Here is an 18,939-nt window from a genome sequence, read left to right as displayed (position 1 = left end):
TAGCAAAGTTTTATCCAAAAATCTTAACTAAAAACCTTGCACAAAATAATGCAATAATTTTTAGCCAAACTATTATAGGGGTGAACCGATAAAGAAATGTAAACGGACATCGTTGTTATCCCCTGTCAGACCTTTTGCCACATCGAGCCGTACCAAGCCTATCGGTGATTGCCAGCGGATACCTGTACCAATACTGACCGCCGTTGCGTTATCATATTCGCCAGTCGTATCATACGCATTACCAAAGTCAGTAAACACAGCGCCACGAAAGCTCGGTCTAAACTCATAGTTATACTCTACCGAGCCTACCGCTAAGGCATCACCGCCGACTAAGAAATTTTCGCCGCCATAGGTCGGCCCTAAGCTATCGGTGTTGTAGCCGCGGATACTAGAATCACCGCCTGCAAAAAAGCGTGAACGATAAGGCACATCATAAAAATCACCGCTATATAGATAACCCAAATCCAACCGCCCAATCACTTGTTGTTTTTTATCTTTGCCAAAAGTATACATCCCCGTACCACCCGCACGTAAAATGGCCATATTGGTGTCACTCAGTGCCCCTTTAGCACCGACTTCAAGCGAATAACGTTGGCTATAACCCCACGTTGGTGTCAGCATATTGTCTGCTACCGTTTTATTGATTGCATAACCCGCTAACAAGGCTTGTTGGGTATAGTCCGATGCGTAGTTGTTAAAAGGATAAGGCAAACTATCGGTGCTATATTTTTCAGGGTCGACGGTCAATTTATCGCCGCGGTAGCGCAGTGAATAGGTGCGATTCCAACCACTATCATGATAAATATTGCGAGCGATACTGGCATAGACCGTGTCCGCTTCAAAGGTGTTGACTAGGTCATCAACTTCTTTGTGCTGATAGCCGACTGTGCCTGTCAGCTTATCGTTGAGGGGATGCTTGTAGGGCAAGCTGGCATTAAATTCAACCGCTTGATCGACTTTGGATAACGCCACTGATGCCCCAGTCTGCAGACCACTTCGGTTAACCAAGTTGTTTTGATATTTACCGGTCAAGCGCACGCCCACATCCGTTTCATAACCTAAACCCACCTGTGCCTCATGGGGCTTGGTAGCATTGAGTACCACATAGGTTGGGATTTGCTTTCTTTCATACACTTGTTGTGGCGTGAGCTTTGGTATAACTTGGTCTTCTCGTGGTTTGATGGGTAAGTCTTTGTCTTTATCGAGTTTTTTTGCCGTTTTACTGACCGCATTGGCAATGACCACCAGCGGATTTTTACTTTTATTTTCAGCCTCGGGTGATAACTCCATATCTTCGGGTGCGGCCAATAAGTTTTTGGCTTTTCGGCTAATGGCATTGAGACGTTGTTCGGTCGAATCATCGACTTCAAATTGAATCGGTGCGATGTCATTGGGGTCTTGCACCTGATTGACGGTTTTTTGCGTCGTGCTATCCACAGTACCGGCGGATTGAAGTTCGGATGAGTTACTTTGAGCGGAGTTGCTTTGAGCTGAATTACTTTGAGATGCGAGACTTTGATCGGTTGAATTGGTAGGTAAAATACCGGCGGATGTATCAGAAGTGTCAGCGGTATTGTCGGCTGTGGTATTACTGCTATTGGCATTGCTGAGCGTCGCCGAGCCCGATTGTTCAAATGCGATATCGCTTGCCGCTTCGTCGGATGGCATAATGACATCCACATCCACCCCATTAAAATAACGGGTGGCAGTCAAGTTGTTGGTAAATTCGCTGACAAAAGGTTGATAGTAGGCATCGCCTTTTTGGTACGTCATTAAGGCTTTGAGCAGCTTTGGCTTTAAAGGCAGTTTATCGGGGTCATCGGTCAAATTGCCTTGCTTATCAATGCTATATATCTTTACATCATCAAAGTGATAGCGGGTTTTTGTGTCATAAATTAGGTCAACATCGGCGGTATTGTCCGGCAAAATAATATCCACCGAACTATTGAGCCATTTGGCATCGAAGTAACCATTGGTCTGCGCGACGCCTTCAATCGTGGCCTTTGCGGCTTTATAGATGCCATGACTGAACACATCCCCTTCTTTAGGCGGGATTTCTTTTTCAATCACAGGATACACCGGCAGCGCGTTATCGCCTTCTCCGCCTTCACCACGGATATCAATGATGCGATTTTGCACGATGACGGGTTTACCGACCTCTAAGCTGACTTGGATATTGTCTTTGCCTAAATGTTTAAAAGCGATTTTAGTGTCATAAAAACCCACCGCCTCTGCCGCATCTTTGGCAATTTGGCGTAATTTGTTCACACTGGCATTAAAATCCGACACCGATTCGACGGTCACTTTTTCCAATGCCGCTTTGATATTGCGCGCAGGCTCAAGTTTGGCATCTGCATTGGCAAAGCTGATATCAATATAGTTTAGCCCTTCCCCGCGACCAATGATTTTGTTCTTCAAACGCGCCACAATGCCTTGCGACTCTGCGGTCACGGTTGAGTTGGCTTGTGGGGTGGTCAATGCCGTTGTTTGCTGTTGATAGGCGGGCAAGTAATCATTGGGATTGATGGTGTCGGTGGATTTGATATTGCTGGCATCATTGGCGACGCCTTGATTACTAAGATTCTGATTAGCTAGATTCTGATTGGCAATATTTTGGTTAGATAAATTGGTTTGCTCGCTCACCTTTTGATTAATCGCGTCGAAATTCTGTTTTTCGGTTGTTAGCTGCTCAGTGACTTGTGCTTGTGATTGGGTATTCACGGTTGCAGGCTTGCTATTGTTGATTTGATTGGCAACCGACTGCGGCGTGGCTTGATCTAATGCCTTACTGTAGCCGACACTAGGTTGGTTTTGTTTCAACGTCGCCACAGGTTGGTTAAAATTATTAAAGTCTGCCAAGGTCTGATTATCGATTTGTTGACCAATTTTATCTTCAACGCGCTGCTGATTGAGTTGATAAAGATAAGGCTGAGCGGTGTTGGCATCGGTAGTAATGCTATCTTGCTCAGTTGCAGCAGGGATGGTATTTTGCGTTGCCGTGGTACCCTTGCTGTCATTGGCGGTCGTCTGCGCTGCGCTGCTAGTGGTTAGCGTGCTAGTGGTTGCTGAGCTGTTAGCCAAAGTATTAACTGTGTTGTTAGCTAAAGTATTAGCTGAACTACTAACAGTAGCTGGCATTGTTATTGTTGGCGTTTGTGCCCCCCAAGCAGGCACCACACTGACACTAACCAAGGTAATTGCCAAACGTATGGGGGTCAAGCGAAACAGCGAATGGTTTGATACGCTAGACTGGGCGGGGCTCTGATGAGGATTTGACGATAGTGGAGAGATGGCATAAAAAAAACTAAACGGGTTATCGGCCAATGCGGTTGGCGGACGATAGGGTAGCAAATTTATTGGTTTCATGATAAAAATCAAATCCTTGAGCGAGCACTAGGCGATTTTAGCATAAACACTTTACTAACCAAACATTTTCGCAACCCTTTGTAAAATATTTGTTAAGATAGTCATCATCAGACATTTCTAGGATTGCTCATGAGTACCCAATTTGCGCTTTTTAAATACAAACGGTTTAGCGCCATGTTTGCCACCCAGTTTTTAGGGGCATTTAATGACAATGTATTTAAGCAAGGTTTGATTTTAGTACTGACCTTTATGGCAGCGGCAAAATTGGGGATGCGTGTCAGTTTGCTCAACAATCTGGCGGCGATGCTGTTTGTATTGCCGTTTTTTTTGTTTTCCGCTTTGGCGGGGCAAATCGCTGATAAATATGAAAAATCTTGGCTGACAAGGCTGATTAAAATCCTTGAAATCGTCATCATGGTAGTTGCCGCATTTGGGTTTGTGTTTGAGATTTATCCGCTATTATTTGTTGCGTTATTCTTGATGGGTACCCATTCGACGTTTTTTGGTCCTATCAAATATGCTTATCTACCCCAAGCCATGACCACCGATGAGTTAGTGGGTGCCAATGGGCTGTTTCAAATGGGCACGTCACTGGCTATCTTGACAGGGATGATGCTGGCTGGCGTATTGATGAAGTTAGACAGTCCGCTGTTTTGGATATCTGGGGTGACGGTTTTTGTGGCGATTATTGGCTACTTGGCTTCTCGGTTTATTCCCGTTATGACTGCGCCGCAGCCTGACTTGACCATTGACTGGAATATCTTTCGTACTAGCTGGCAAACCATTGCCAATCTATATCGCTTACCGATTATGTGGTTTACCATTTTGGGTAATAGTTGGTTTTGGTTTTATGGTGCCACGTTTTTGACCCAAGTACCTGAATTTAGCAAGTCTATTTTGCTAGGCGATGAAAGCGTCGTGATATTTTTATTAACGCTGTTTTCTGTCGGTACGGCGCTTGGCTCACTGTTATGCAAAACGTTAACCAAAAACCAAGTGAGTTTAAAGCTGTTGCCTTTTGGGATTGCAGGATTAACGATTTTTGCGATTGACTTGTATTTCACGCTTTCAGCGATGCATTTGCCGCCACTCGCCAACAACGCCCACTATAATATCGGTATGATTTTTGCCACGCAGGGTGCTATGCGTGTGTTTGTCGATTTGTTTTTATTGGGTTTCTCAGGCGGTATTTATATCGTACCTTTATACGCCTATATGCAAGCTTATTCACCGGAAACAAGCCGTGCTCGCATTATCGGTGCCAACAATATTTTAAATGCCGTATTTATGGTAGGTTCAGCGATTTTTTCGATTGTTTGTTTGACCCTAGTTAACGTGAGCCTGCCGATGCTATTTGCGATTGTCGGGGTGATAAATCTAGTCATGGGCATTTGGCTATTTTTAAAACTAAAAAAATATAGCCCTGCCAAGCCCATTATGACTTAGGGATACACACTATTACCCTATTTAATCACTCCGTTAGGTTAGCTAGTTAGCACAAATAGCTAGAAATGCTAGGCAACGGATGGATGGCAAACAATGGATAAATAAGGATTTTTGCGCCATTTTTTCATTTGAGTCCAAAATGTTGCTATTTGTTATCGTTTGGCAAAGAAACGTTGTTGTTAACTCCAGTTACTTTGTAAGTGGTTAAAAGTTAGTTACTATACCCTGACTTGTTGTAATTTTTTTGTATCACTTGCTAGGAATGACTGTTATGTTTGCCACTTATAAAACACTGTGCACGCCCAAACTGGTAAAACTCAGTGCGATAGCCTGTACTGCGGTGTTGATGACCGCTTGTGCTTCACAGAAGATCGCGACCGTGGATAAGCGACCTGTGTATGTACGGGGTGTGCCCAACTATTATATTGTCAGAAACGGCGATACTTTAAGCAAAATCGCCACCACTTATGGTCTAGATTATCGTCGTGTTGGCGCGCTCAATGGGCTCGATAGCAACTATACTATTTATCCAGGGCAACGCTTGATTTTAACCTCAGCAAGCAATCCCACTTCTTATCGCCCAACAACCATTCGCCCTGTGACGGTCAATCAATCATCCCGCCCGTCTAACCCGACTTATTACCCACCTAGACAAGCCAATAATTCATCAACCCCGTTACCGATGCCAAACCAAGTCATCGTGCCAACCAGCAGCCTGTCACAAGGTTGGTTACGTCCTACCACTGGCAATCTATTGCGACCGTTTAACCAGCAAACAGGTACGCTAGGTATGTGGTTTGGCGGACAAGCCGGCGCAAATGTTGTCGCCAGCCAGCCAGGTACGGTGCTGTATGTCGGTAGTGATTTGCCAGAATATGGCAAATTGATACTGATTCAGCACAACAGCGACTACATTAGTGCCTACGCGCATTTGGGAAATTTTGCTGTACAAGAGCGCCAAACTGTGCAAGCGGGTCAAACTATCGGTACCGTTGGAACGGACAATAATTTGAATCAACCTGCTGTAGAGTTCCAAATCCGTTATCGGGGCACGCCAGTCAATCCTGCCAGTTATTTAAAATAATCAAGCAGCTATATAAAATAATCGCAATAAAAAAGCCAATCTATGACGATTGGCTTTTTTTGTGAGCGTAATTATCAGTGAGGATGACTATAGAACAATCGCGGTCGCCATGTTATTGGCATAATCAATCGCATGATACAGGCTATCAGTACTCGCTTTGCCTGTCCCTGCCAAATCCAGTGCCGTGCCATGATCGACTGAGGTGCGAATATAAGGCAAGCCTAAAGTGATATTCACGGTTTCGCCAAACCCATGTGATTTGAGCGGCGCCAGTCCTTGATCATGATACATGGCGATAATAGCATCGGCAGTGACGATATGTTTTTGGGTAAACAAGGTATCGGCTGGCATCGCCAAACTAATATCGACACCTTGATCGCGATAGTGCTGTAACACAGGATTGATGATGTCAATTTCCTCTCTGCCTAGATAGCCGCTTTCCCCGGCATGAGGATTGAGTCCACAGACCAATATTTTTGGGTGAGTGAGACCAAATTTTTGCTGACAATCATGAATGACAATATCGACGGTTTTTGCCACTTCTTCGTGGGAAATCGCATCGGCGACCGCACGCAGGGGCAAATGGGTGGTGACTAACGCCACTTTCATCAGGTTATTGGCGAGCATCATCACCACTTTATCCAGACCCGACTGCTGCATAAAAAATTCGGTATGCCCCATAAAATCTGGCAACACAGTCATAATCACCGATTTTTGCAGTGGCGCGGTGACAATTGCAGCGACTTGTTTGCTGATGGCGAGCTTATGCGCCAGTTGCAGCTGTGCGATAACCATCGGCGCGTTATGCGGATTTAGCTGCCCTGCTACCACAGGCTCTGCCGTCGGCACATCCACCACCAAAATAATGTTATCGGATGATGGTTGAGCAGTTTTCGGTAAATCTTTTAACTCATCCATCGCTAACTGTTGAATCACCAACCCCTGTGTTACAGCACCTTTTTGTTTGAGCTCCAGATACCTTTCTTGTAGCGCGTTGATATCTGCCAACACAATGACATCGCGATTGGGCAGATTTAATTGCTGTTTGTCGGCAAGCATCAATATGATATCCATGCCAATACCCGCAGGTTCGCCCGAAGTAATCACTAAGGGAAGACTTTGAATGGTCATTTTTATACCTTTTGATAAACACTGATAAAACGATTCGGTTTAGTAATTTTTGAATTCATTAACAATAATGGGGCGCATTATTAACTTGATAAAAAAGTTTCATCCTCATGACGTCAACTAAAACTTTGATTACGCGGATGATTGTTAGCGATTACCAATGGTTTGATTAAATGAAATCTGATTATTTGCGTAATGTTAAGTAAGTATTGTATACCCAATGAGTTTGCTATTATTAACTTAATTTAAATCAGTGTATAATAGCACTACACTTTACTGTCAATCCTGTATTTTATTGTTGTTATCAATGGAGTCCCTATGGCTACCTACGAACATATTAACCAAAAAGTTGAAAAAATGTGTCAGCAATCTGAAGATTTTTCAGTTCGCGTACCACAAGTCATGCAGCGCCGCATCTATATGATAGCGAAACAAAACCCCCTCAACAATGCCAAAGAAATGAAAGAAATGGAACGTATGGTGACTGAAAAACCCATCGCATTTTTTGAATCTTGGACGCAAATGGCTTGGCAAGCGCTCGTTGCGCAGCAAAATATTGGGCAATTAATGTTTTCAAACTGTATGAAATTAAGCTTGGGTCAACCAGTTTCATTGGAAAACTTCTTTTATGCTGTTAACCAAGAAGCGCTGCATGTATTGGAAAAAGGGATGCACCCTATCTATAGCCGCGTTGCCGCCAATGCCAAACGTTTAAGCTAAGTTTTACTTTTTGCAACCAAACCCAATAATTTTTTATTGGGTTTTTTTATTTTTATAGGTTTTTGATGTCAAAAAACTGGTACGCCCAGCGGGACTTGAACCCACGTCGGTCGCTTAGGAGGCAACTGCTCTATCCAGTTAAGCTATAGGCGTAAAGGGCTACTATTTTATCATATTAAATCTTAAATGCTTAGCATGCGCTGATATTTTTAGACATTTTGTTGCTGATTTTGTAGGTTCGCAGTTTTGCAATTCATAGTATAATAGTGGGCTAAAAACGAACCGCGATAAAGGCAATCCATGGCATTTGTACACTTTGGTATTCACACCGAATTTTCTATCACTGACTCGATTGTACGCATCAAAGCGCTGGTCAAAGCTGCCAAAGCCGATAACCAACTGGCGCTTGCCATTAGCGATTTATCTAACCTGTATGCCACGGTCAAATTCTATAAAGCTTGCTTGGATGCCGGTATCAAGCCGATTATTGGCTCTGAAGTATGGCTTGAAAATGATAGTACGACAGTAACGCTACTTGCCAGCAACCAAGTCGGCTACAAGAATTTGACCAATATCGTGTCAAAAGGCTTTGTCGATGGTCAAGTAATGGGCAAACCGATTATTCAGCGTGACTGGATTTTTGAGCGAAGTGAAGGCGTGATTGTGCTGTTCACCGAAAAATCAGACGTCGGTCAAGCCATGTTATCAGGTCACCCAGAAAAAGCCGATAGCCTACTACAACAATGGCAAACCACATTTGCCGATCGTGTCTATTTTGCCATTAAACGCACCCAGCGTGCCAACGAAGACCGTTTTATCGAGCAAGCCATTCGCATGTCCAATGCCTTTGATGTGCCTATCATTGCCCATAATGACGTGCGTTTTTTAACAGAAGATGATTTTGAAGCGCATGAAGCACGGGTGTGTATCGCCAATTCGCAAGTGCTTGCCGACCCCAATCGCCCACGTGATTATTCCTCTGAGCAGTATTTAAAAACCCAAGATCAGATGACTGCCCTGTTTAGTGACATGCCAGCGGTGATTGACAACACCTTGGATTTGGCAAAACGCTGTAATGTCATTATTCCTATGGGTCATCATGATTTACCCGAATTCCCCATTCCCGAAGGCGATACCATTGAAACCTTTTTCCGGCGCACCGCCCGAGAAGGTCTAGAAAAACGCCTTGAAAAACTCTATCCCATCGAAAAACGCGACGACAGTTGGGAAGAAAAACGCAAGCCGTATGATGCGCGTTTGGAGTTTGAACTCACGACGATTTTGAATATGGGTTTCCCCGGTTATTTCTTAATCGTTATGGACTTTATCCGCTGGTCAAAAGCCAATGATGTGCCGGTAGGTCCTGGTCGTGGCTCAGGCGCGGGGTCATTAGTGGCGTATTCGCTCAATATCACCGACTTAGATCCGCTGGAATATGACCTACTGTTTGAACGGTTTTTAAACCCTGAGCGGGTATCCATGCCTGACTTTGACGTCGATTTTTGTATCGAAGGGCGCGACCGCGTCATTGATTATGTGGCGCAAAAATACGGACGAGAAGCGGTATCCCAAATCATCACCTTTGGTACGATGGCGGCAAAAGCGGTGGTGCGTGATGTCGCGCGCGTTCAAGGTAAATCGTACGGTCTTGCTGATAAAATCTCCAAACTTATCCCCAAAACCCCAGGTATTTCGCTGGCTGAAGCGGTTGAAGCCGAACCGCAGCTCAAAGATTTGCTTAACAATCCTGACAACATGGATTATGAAGATGCCAATGAGATTTGGGAAATGGCGGTACGGCTCGAAGGGATTACCCGGGGCGTTGGTAAACATGCCGGGGGCGTACTTATCGCGCCGACCAAAATCACCGATTATAGCGCAATCTATTGTGATGAAGAGGGTCATCCCGTCAGTCAGTTTGATAAAGACGACGTGGAAGCAGTTGGCTTGGTAAAATTTGACTTTTTGGGGCTGCGCAATTTAACGGTAATTAATGCGGCGGTTAAAAATATCAATGCACGCCGCGCTAAAGAGCAACAGCCACCGCTTGATCTTGAGACTTTACCCTTAGACGATAAGCCCACCTATACGCTGCTACAAGATGCCCATACCACCGCTGTGTTCCAGCTTGAAAGTACCGGCATGAAAAAATATTTGGCCAAGCTTAAACCGACCAATATTGAAGACGTCATCGCCATGTGTGCGCTGTACCGCCCAGGTCCACTAGATGCCGGGATGGTCGATATGTACATTGACCGTAAACACGGCCGCGAAGAGGTCATCTATGACCATGACCGACTTGAGCCGATACTGGAAAATACCTATGGGGTGATTGTCTATCAAGAACAGGTAATGCAAATCTCGCAAGCGATGGCAGGCTATAGTCTAGGCGGTGCCGATATGCTACGCCGCGCGATGGGTAAGAAAAAACCCGAAGAAATGGCAAAACAGCGCAGTATTTTTGTGGAAGGAGCAATTGATCAGGGCATCGATGATAAACTTGCAGGTGGCGTGTTTGATTTGATGGAAAAATTTGCCGGCTACGGGTTTAACAAATCACACTCAGCCGCATACGGCGTGTTAGCCTATCAAACCGCCTATTTAAAACACTACTACCCTGCCGAATTTATGGCGGCGGTCATCACCTCAGACATGAATAATACCGATGGTGTGGTGTTTTTTATCAATGATTGCCGCGAAAATTTTGCTTTAAAAGTAGAAAACCCCAGTGTTAACCACTCCAATTGGGCGTTTGTGCCGATTAACCCGACGACCATTGTGTATGGGTTAGGCGGTATCAAAGGTGTCGGTGAAGGTGCCGTAGAGTCTATCGTGGAAGCGCGAAACGCGGGCGGTGAGTTTACCGATTTGTATGATTTTTGCCGCCGTGTTGACACACGAAAAGTCAATAAGCGCACCCTTGAAGCATTGGTTAAAGCAGGCTGTTTTGATAGTTTTGCGCCAAAATTACGACCTGATTTGCCTGCGGATGAAGCTTATCACATTCGTGGCGCGTTACTTGCCGAATTGCCAAAAGCGGTACAAGCAGCCGAGCAACAGCGCAGCAATGACAGCCTAGGGATGATTGATTTATTTAGCGATATACAAGAAGTCACTGCGCCACCCCCATTGCCCCGTGAGCCTGTCTGGACAGATGCTGAACGCTTAAAAGGTGAAAAAGACACGCTAGGACTTTATCTCACCGGTCACCCGATTGATAGTTATCGCGATGAGTTAAAACGCTATACGCCAAAGACATTGGGCGATTTAAGCGAAACCAGCTATGGCGAAACCGTATTTTTTGCAGGCTTGATACTCGATGTCGCAAACTTTGGTAATCGCTCAGTGATTACTTTAGATGACGGTACAGGTCGTATCGAAGTAAGTTGTTATGCCGAGCGCTTTGCCCGCGTGAAAGACAAGCTTAAAGTGGAAACCGTGGTGATTATCGACGGCTCTATTCGTGAACGCGATGGCACGTTTTATGCCAGCCTACAAGAGGTAATGACTTTAACCGATGCGCGCAAACGCTGGCTCAAAAAAATCAGCATCAAAATTGCAGGTCATGATATGGCACTGTTTGAACAGATACAGCAATTGTTAGCGACCGCCAATAACTCAACAATTCATTACTTATCGCATCAGTTGAATCACCCGGCCGATAATGCCCAATTTATGGACAGTCAGCCCGCCAATGCATCGGGTCAATTAGGGGTACCGATTAACCTATGTGTGTATAACGACTATGCGATTGCCCATCTTAATATGCCAACGCATTGGCAAATTGTGCCGACAGAAGAGAATTTTGGCAAACTCAAAAGCTTGGTCAATGAAGAAGATTTGCATTTACATTTTAGTTAGTGCCTGATTTTGGTAAATTTGGCCGATAAACCCATCATGCGATAAACGTTTGTATCCCTTAAACTGACTTTCATCAAAGTTTTGATAAAATTCAATGAGATATGGGCTAAAATAAGCCAATCAAATTTAATCAATGATGTTTTATTCAATGCCCCATCAACAGGAAACTCATATGACTCAGCCATCCCATATTAGCCTGCCCCAGTTTGAAGAATTAAGAGCGTTACTTGACGAAGATTTTGTCGATTTGATGCATACTTATATGCAAGATAGCATACAACGTTTATCGGAAATGGAGACAGCTTATGCCAACTTAGACAATCGTTTGGGGTATAATGCAGCGCACGGCTTAAAAGGCGCTAGCTCTAACCTTGGTGCCACCGAGCTGACCGAACTTTGTTATAAACTGCAAGAAATCTGCCGCACGGGTCATATCCACCAACACCAACAATTGATTGAAGAAATCAAAGCGGAATGCCAAGCAGTGAATGACCAAATACAATCGCTTATTGCGTAACGACTGACTAAAATTTGACAACCCATGGTAACGACTGACACTAACGCTTCCCAGCAACCCTTCTCAAGCCTTGCGGCATTTTTAGCCGGTATTCGCATTGTGATGGTAAATACCACCTTGCCTGCCAATATTGGCTCTGCCGCCCGCGCCATGCACACCATGGGTCTAACGCAGCTCACGGTAGTGGCGCCCAAACTACCGATTAACGAAGATTCCTATGCCCATGCCGCAGGTGCCAAAGCAATTTTAGATGCTGTGACCATTTGTGACACCCTGGAGCAAGCACTGCAAGATTGCCACTGGGTAATAGCTACCAGTAGTCGCCAACGCCATATTCCAAGACCCGTGCTATCGCCCCGACAAGCGGCCGAATTGATGGTCACTAATTTTCAAAACCTTGACGATTTAATGACAGATTCTGCGCATCGCAATTGGCAAATTGCCATTGTGTTTGGTCGTGAAGATCGCGGTTTAACCAATGAAGAGCTGCAATTGGCTGACTACCATATTCAAATTCCTGCCAATGCTGAGTATGGGGTGTTAAATGTGGCGGCTGCGGTTCAAGTGATTGCCAGCGTTTTTTACGAAACTGCCGAATTGGCATTGACAGCAAAAACAGCGGCTGAAAAATCCATTGATTTGACTTTTCGCCAACAATGGGATGAGCCGCCTATCTCAAATGAGCAGCGTTTACAGCTAGAAAATAGGCTGTTGGCATTGCTGGAGAATTTAGATATCTACAATCCCGCCCAATCTAAAGTGATGCCTCAGCGTATTAATCGACTCCTTAGTAGATTACAGCTTGATATCAAAGAATATCAGTTACTGCAAGCCACTATCGCAAAATTACTGAAACGATAAAGCATTACTCAAACGATAAATTATTAACCCGTTAAGCGCTCAAAGTTTATGTCTGCCACTGTTTTGCTTGCTGTTGTGTTTGTGCTGAGCTTAACGCTTGTCACTTGGCTACTCAATCAACTCCCCCAACGGATGATTGTGGGTTTTGATGCCAGCCATCGCCATTCCCCATTAGATGGTATCCGTGGCATTTTAGCGTTATCGGTATTTACTCATCACTTTTTTAAAAATTATTTCTTTCAAACGACGGGGCGCTGGCAGTCACCCAATATTGATTTTTTTACCAACTTGGGTAGTGTGCCGGTATCGCTGTTTTTTTTAATCACTGGCTATTTATTTTTTGGTAAGCTCAGACAGCCGCGGATGGATTGGCAATACCTTTATCGCTCTCGGCTGCAGCGTATTGTGCCGCTGTATTTATTTTTGGGCATTTGTATCGTCGCTATCTATTTCACCCAGCAACACCCGCCGTTACCCCTGTCTGAGTGGCAGCAATGGACGCTACGCTGGTTAAGCTTTAACAATCAATCGCTTAAAGATTTTTACGCTTGGCCGCTAATCGCAGGCGCGGCTTGGACATTGCTTTATGAGTGGGGTTTTTATTTTAGCCTACCGTTACTGTTTTTATTGGTTCATCCCAAACAACTAAGCTATTGGCAAAATATCGCGATGCTGATAATAAGTTTGCCTGTGTTGTATTATGTTTTCACATATACTATTATCAAGCTATATTGGTTATTTTTGTTGGCTTTTTTTGCAGTTTGGCTGGAAGATTTTTTTAAAAATTTATTGGCAAAATTTCCTACGTTTATTTCCATCGCTTTATGCCTACTAACCCTGTTTATTTTATTTGAAACATCGGCGTATTCTTATGGGCAAATGCTACTTTGTGGATTACTGTTTTGTTTTATCGCCAACGGTTTTACGTATTTTGGCGTGTTATACCAACAAGGTCTAAAGGTCTTGGGTGAATTAAGTTATAGCTTGTATCTGACCCATGGTTTGGTCATGTATGTATGGTTTAACTTATTACACTTGCATGACTTTAGCCAATCGATGACCGCTTATGTGTGGACGTACCCGCTGGTATTGGTATTCGTTGTTATGTTTGCTGTTATAGGCTACAACTATATTGAAAAACCTTTGATGCATCGACCTAACTCTCGCCGTGATGCGACAACAGTATTGCAATCATAGCCAATCATAGCGTAGCTTAATGAGTTCGTGATATCATAATCACTTAAAATTTTTAAAATCGGTAGTCAGTATGTTGTCCGTCATCCAAAATTTATCCAAAAAAACCCAGACCATCAAAGCAGAATTACAAGAGGACATCCAAGCGGTGTTTGACCGTGACCCTGCGGCACGTAACACGCTTGAAGTGCTGTTGACTTATCCTGGCGTGCATGCGCTATTGATTCACCGCGTCGCCCACAGTATGTGGCAACACAATAACAAAGGCTTGGCACGGTTTGTATCCTTTGGCAATCGATTTTTGACCGGGATTGAGATTCACCCTGCAGCAAAAATTGGGCGTCGATTCTTTATTGACCATGGCATGGGCGTGGTCATTGGTGAAACTGCTGAAATCGGTGATGATGTCACCTTGTATCACGGCGTCACGCTTGGTGGGGTATCATTAAATGAAGGCAAACGCCATCCCACGCTGGAAGATGGCGTGGTTGTCGGTGCAGGTGCCAAAGTATTAGGCGGCTTTACCGTGGGTAAATATGCCAAAATCGGCTCCAATGCTGTCGTTGTCAAAGAAGTGCCTGCCGGTGCGACCATGGTAGGCGGTGCCGCGCGTTTGATTCATGATAAAGCAAAAGCGGAGCAAATGGGGCTTGATAGCTTGGCAAATAATGGGGTAACCCCAGCTGACGACTATATCGAAAAAACCATCATCGAAAAAACAACCGATGCTGAGCAGATGAAAGCGGTTCAACAAACCTCTGTTACCAATAGGTCTGCTACTAATGAGGAAGATTACAATAAAATTAAGCTAGAGCAAGCGGGCGTTTTTCATCAATATGGGATTGACCCAAACACCCAAGATCCTGTGGCAATGACTTTTATCAAAATGCTCGAGCACATTCGCCAGTCTGAAGCGCGCCTCGATGAATTGCAAAGTGCAATGTGCAAATTGGATCCAAATTTCTGCAAAAAACAATATACCAAACTTGATGTACGCGATTTGGATGCCGTCGATCCACAATTTTTTATGGAAGATGAATTGTAAAATAAATTCCACCTGATATTAGATATTATTGTGTGACTGCTTAGGTGGTTAGCTTAGAAAGACTGGGGCGTTGGCGTAGGTTTAAGTAAAAATTGGTTGCTTCGTTTGGTGGTTTGCAAATCCGCTAATACCTTATCTAGCCAACTCGTTTCGGCACCCGTCAAAGTCACATCGGGTTTGACGCCTACGCCATCAATTTTGTCACCTTTACTTGAGTAATAATGAGCGACCGTTAGCTTTACCGCTTCGTTATCATTGATGGGTACAATGCTTTGGATAGAGCCTTTACCATAGCTGGTTTCGCCATATACCTTAGCGCGTTGGTTGTTTTGTAGCGCACTGGCTAATACTTCAGCCGCCGAAGCGGAATAACGATTTTGCAATACTACCAGCGGTAAGTCGGCAAACTGGGCTTTGCCGTGCGTGCGCATCACCTCTTGTATGCCTTGCCGATTTTTAATCTGCACCACCACTTTATCGTTCATAAATAAGCTTGCGATATCATTGGCAGCTGACAACACGCCACCTGGGTTATTGCGCAAATCAAGTACTAGCACGCTAAAGGGCTGATTTAAGTTGGTGAGTGCCATTAAAAATTGCTGCTGGGTATTGTTTTGAAACACGGGGATTTGCACCACCGCAACACCATTAATGATGTTGGTACTCATGGCTTGTTGTTGTAACAAGGTTCTTTGCACGACCACCAGATGTTTACGACGACCTTTATCCGAGACTAACAAGCGAGCCGTTGTCCCTGCGATGCCTGTCAGCAGCTGATCGACATCTTGCGAGGTTCGGGTGCTGTCCAGCTTATTATCATTGATTTGATGCAAATAATTGCCGCGCTGAATACCCGCTTTTGCGGCAGGCGAGTTGGGCAGCACGTCATCAAACACCCAGCTATCTACATCGGCATGAAAACTCACACTCACGCCAATACTACCAATATCGCCTTCGGTAAATAACCTTAAGTTTTCAAACGCATTCGCATCCAGATATTCAGAATAAGGATCGAGCGCAGCTAAAGTGCCTGCCATCGCATTGGCAAACAGGGATTCATCATCGACATTCGTCACATAATTTTGACGGATGATATCAATCATTTTGACAAATTTTTCGACTGTGACGGGTGATACTGCCCCTAACGCCACTTGCTGGATTTGCTCAGAGGCTGGCGCGATGGGCTGAGTGTCTAGGTTGGGCTGATTGGCGGGATTAGTCACCATAGGCGTGGTTGACGTAATATCCACTTCCCCGCCATCGTCAGCGCCGTCATCCGTCAAATTGTCGTTATCAGCGCCATCGGGTATACCATCAGGTGCATTCACCCCACTAACAGGTACGGCATTAGGATTGACACCCGCAATCGCCTGAGTGATTGCAGGTGTTAATGCCGTTTTATTGGTTTTTGCCGCAACTGAGGCAGCAGATTTAACCGGTGGTTTAACAGGCGCACTGACATTCGGTCGGTTAGCAGCATAACTCAATGAACCTATCCCCCACAATGCCAGCACGATAACGTGTCTTTTGAAAGTAGGGTTAGATAGTGTTTTGAGACGCTGCGTTACCATACGATAGTTGCACCCATTAACTGTTAGTTTGCTACGATTAAGCTTTCACCTGTCATTTCGGCAGGTTTGGCAAGGTGCATTAAGTCCAATAGTGTTGGCGCCACATCCGATAGCTTACCACCTGTGCGAATGTGCACGGTATCAGGCGCTTGCTCATTGACGTAAATAAATGGCACTAGCTCTGTGGTGTGCTGGGTGTGCACCTGTCCGCTATCATAATCCTGCATTTGTTCAACATTGCCATGGTCAGCGGTAATCAGTAAATGCCCATGATTGGCAATCACACAATCGGCAATGGTTTTCACACAGTTATCTAACGTTTCGACGGCTTTGACAGCGGCATCAAACACACCTGTGTGCCCTACCATATCGCCATTGGCATAATTCACAATCAGTACATCATACGCACCGGAATTAATGGCATTGGTCAATTTTTCAGTGACTTCTGGCGCACTCATTTCAGGTTGTAAATCATAAGTAGCAACCGAAGGCGAGTTGACCAAAATCCGCTGCTCCCCTTCAAATTCTGCTTCGCGCCCACCACTAAAAAAGAAAGTCACGTGCGCGTATTTTTCTGTTTCAGCAATGCGCAGTTGGGTTTTGCCTTGCGCTTGCAAATACTCTCCTAAGGTGTTGGTTAGCGATGTCGGTTCAAAAGCGATACTGGTCACGCCATTGTTTTGTAATTCATCTGAGTATTTGGTCAGCATCACAAATTTTGACAGTGTTGGCAGTTTTTCACGCGTAAAGCCATCAAAATCAGCTGATACCAGTGCTTGGCTGATTTCGCGAGCGCGATCGGCACGAAAATTCATAAAAATCACGCTGTCATTGTCTTGGATAGTACCAAAGTCAGCGTTTTGGTCAGCATAACGCACCCAAGTCGGTTTGACGAACTCGTCACTTTCACCTGCGCCATACGCTGCGCTAATCGCTTCAGCACCTGATTGCACCACCCGTTCTGCTTTGGCTTGGGTCAGCAAATCATACGCTTGCTGTACCCGGTCCCAACGTTTATCCCGATCCATCGCAAAGTAGCGACCAATAAGACTAACCAAATAAGCCGTGCCCTCATATCGCTGATTAAGCGTGGCAAGCGCTTTTTCTAATTGTGCGACATAACTGTCAGCACTTTTAGGCGGCGTATCACGACCGTCCAAAAATGTATGGATAAAGACCTGCTTTGCACCCTGCTGCAATGCTAGCTCCACCATCGCGACAATATGATCTTGATGTGAATGCACTCCCCCGTCGGATAACAATCCCATGATATGCACATTGGCTTGTCGGTCATTGGCAAGCTTTACTGCTTGGGTTAGTGCAGGGTTGCTAAAAAATTGCTGTTCGCGGATTTCTTTGTGAATACGGGTAGAATCTTGATACAAAATACGACCTGCACCCAAATTCATATGCCCGACTTCAGAGTTACCAAACTGCCCTGCGGGTAAACCCACGTCTTCACCTGACCCTGAAATCAAACCATGGGGATAATGCTGATACAAATAATCAAGGTTTGGGGTGTGTGCGGCGGCAATCGCATTATCACGCTGATCTTCGCGATATCCAAAACCATCTAAAATCATCAACACATGGGGGATTTTTTTAACCGTCGATTGATGGGTAACCGAGTTAGACGCTTGATTCATTGTTGCCTCTAGAAAAGCTAAAATAAGGAAAATACAAAACTAGTATTAAAAAAATTTTGAAAATTATAGCATAGCTCGCTCAATCTCTTTAACCCTGATTTTGCGTCATTCTGTTAACTGCAAAGCCTGTTAACTGATAGGCGATATTAAGCGAGATGATGAGAACAAAGAACCTTGTGATGTGTTTTGAAGGTTTCAATGGTATTTTGACAGTCAACTTTGATTAATTTAATCAATCATTGAATTAACGAGCGAGCTTTTGCATCATCTTAGGTAATCTGCTACAATGAGTGCATCTGGGGTATTCGCCAGTTTATGGTTTTACCTGAGCTGATAATTTATATAAGGGTATGCGTTCTTTTCACTTGTTGTGCAAGCCTGCATCCAGCTACGCTGCGATGATTCAGGAAGCCTTAAGAGTGGTTGCCATACCCACCCTGAACGTTACAGTTCATGGGTTCACATAGACAGCGGTACTCTGGACCAAAATTTAATAAAAA

General features: G+C 44.6%; 12 protein-coding genes, 1 tRNA gene and 1 other RNA gene. 9 read left to right on the top strand and 5 right to left on the bottom strand.

Annotation, left to right across the window (positions count from 1 at the left end):
- Window positions 1-72: 72 nt before the first annotated feature.
- Window positions 73-3,366, bottom strand: a complete 3,294-nt coding sequence (locus RTJ53_RS01255) for a BamA/TamA family outer membrane protein (protein WP_312275495.1) — start codon at window positions 3,364-3,366, stop codon at window positions 73-75.
- Between the two features lie 129 nt (window positions 3,367-3,495).
- Here RTJ53_RS01255 and RTJ53_RS01250 point away from each other — a divergent pair, with 129 nt between their 5' ends.
- Window positions 3,496-4,812: an MFS transporter gene (locus tag RTJ53_RS01250; protein WP_312275494.1), complete on the top strand. Its 1,317-nt coding sequence runs from the start codon at window positions 3,496-3,498 to the stop codon at window positions 4,810-4,812.
- Window positions 4,813-5,083: 271 nt separating this feature from the next.
- Window positions 5,084-5,896 (top strand): M23 family metallopeptidase, encoded by an 813-nt coding sequence (locus RTJ53_RS01245; protein WP_312275493.1) that lies wholly within the window; start codon window positions 5,084-5,086, stop codon window positions 5,894-5,896.
- Window positions 5,897-5,983: 87 nt separating this feature from the next.
- Here RTJ53_RS01245 and pdxA read toward each other — a convergent pair whose 3' ends face one another.
- Complete coding sequence (gene pdxA / locus RTJ53_RS01240; protein WP_312275492.1) at window positions 5,984-7,027, bottom strand: 4-hydroxythreonine-4-phosphate dehydrogenase PdxA; 1,044 nt, start codon at window positions 7,025-7,027, stop codon at window positions 5,984-5,986.
- 315 nt (window positions 7,028-7,342) lie between these two features.
- Here pdxA and RTJ53_RS01235 point away from each other — a divergent pair, with 315 nt between their 5' ends.
- The gene (locus RTJ53_RS01235) at window positions 7,343-7,744 is read left to right on the top strand and encodes a hypothetical protein (RefSeq protein WP_219299226.1); all 402 of its coding nucleotides are present in this window, start codon (window positions 7,343-7,345) and stop codon (window positions 7,742-7,744) included.
- Between the two features lie 77 nt (window positions 7,745-7,821).
- Here RTJ53_RS01235 and RTJ53_RS01230 read toward each other — a convergent pair.
- Window positions 7,822-7,897, bottom strand: a tRNA-Arg gene (locus tag RTJ53_RS01230).
- A gap of 147 nt (window positions 7,898-8,044) precedes the next feature.
- Here RTJ53_RS01230 and dnaE point away from each other — a divergent pair.
- The 5 genes from dnaE to cysE all read left to right on the top strand — a co-directional run bounded on the left by dnaE (window position 8,045) and on the right by cysE (window position 15,222).
- On the top strand, window positions 8,045-11,605 hold the full coding sequence (dnaE, locus tag RTJ53_RS01225; protein WP_312275491.1) for a DNA polymerase III subunit alpha: 3,561 nt from the start codon (window positions 8,045-8,047) through the stop codon (window positions 11,603-11,605).
- A 172-nt stretch (window positions 11,606-11,777) separates the two neighbouring features.
- Window positions 11,778-12,122 carry an Hpt domain-containing protein gene (locus RTJ53_RS01220; RefSeq protein ID WP_312275490.1) on the top strand — a complete coding sequence of 115 codons (345 nt, stop codon included), beginning with the start codon at window positions 11,778-11,780 and terminating at the stop codon, window positions 12,120-12,122.
- Window positions 12,123-12,146: 24 nt separating this feature from the next.
- Window positions 12,147-12,983, top strand: a complete 837-nt coding sequence (locus tag RTJ53_RS01215; RefSeq protein WP_312275489.1) for an RNA methyltransferase — start codon at window positions 12,147-12,149, stop codon at window positions 12,981-12,983.
- A 48-nt stretch (window positions 12,984-13,031) separates the two neighbouring features.
- A complete protein-coding gene (locus tag RTJ53_RS01210) occupies window positions 13,032-14,180 on the top strand; it encodes an acyltransferase family protein (RefSeq protein ID WP_312275488.1) in 1,149 nt (382 codons plus the stop codon).
- A gap of 112 nt (window positions 14,181-14,292) precedes the next feature.
- The gene (gene cysE / locus RTJ53_RS01205; RefSeq protein ID WP_409418132.1) at window positions 14,293-15,222 is read left to right on the top strand and encodes a serine O-acetyltransferase; all 930 of its coding nucleotides are present in this window, start codon (window positions 14,293-14,295) and stop codon (window positions 15,220-15,222) included.
- A gap of 53 nt (window positions 15,223-15,275) precedes the next feature.
- On the opposite strand, the gene RTJ53_RS01200 is transcribed toward cysE, so the two are convergent.
- Entirely contained in the window at window positions 15,276-16,793 is a 1,518-nt protein-coding gene (locus RTJ53_RS01200; protein WP_312275486.1) for a S41 family peptidase, read from the bottom strand.
- A gap of 23 nt (window positions 16,794-16,816) precedes the next feature.
- Entirely contained in the window at window positions 16,817-18,439 is a 1,623-nt protein-coding gene (gene gpmI, locus RTJ53_RS01195) for a 2,3-bisphosphoglycerate-independent phosphoglycerate mutase (protein ID WP_312275485.1), read from the bottom strand.
- A 290-nt stretch (window positions 18,440-18,729) separates the two neighbouring features.
- On the opposite strand from gpmI, the gene ssrS reads away from it, so the two are divergent.
- Window positions 18,730-18,928: non-coding RNA, 6S RNA (gene ssrS / locus RTJ53_RS01190), on the top strand.
- Window positions 18,929-18,939: the final 11 nt, after the last annotated feature.

The sequence above is a fragment of the Moraxella sp. CTOTU46711 genome (assembly GCF_031975715.1).
In the GTDB taxonomy this organism is placed as follows: Bacteria; Pseudomonadota; Gammaproteobacteria; order Pseudomonadales; family Moraxellaceae; genus Faucicola.
The sequence above is the reverse complement of the archived record's forward strand: the minus strand, read 5'-3'. Positions and strand labels throughout refer to the sequence as shown.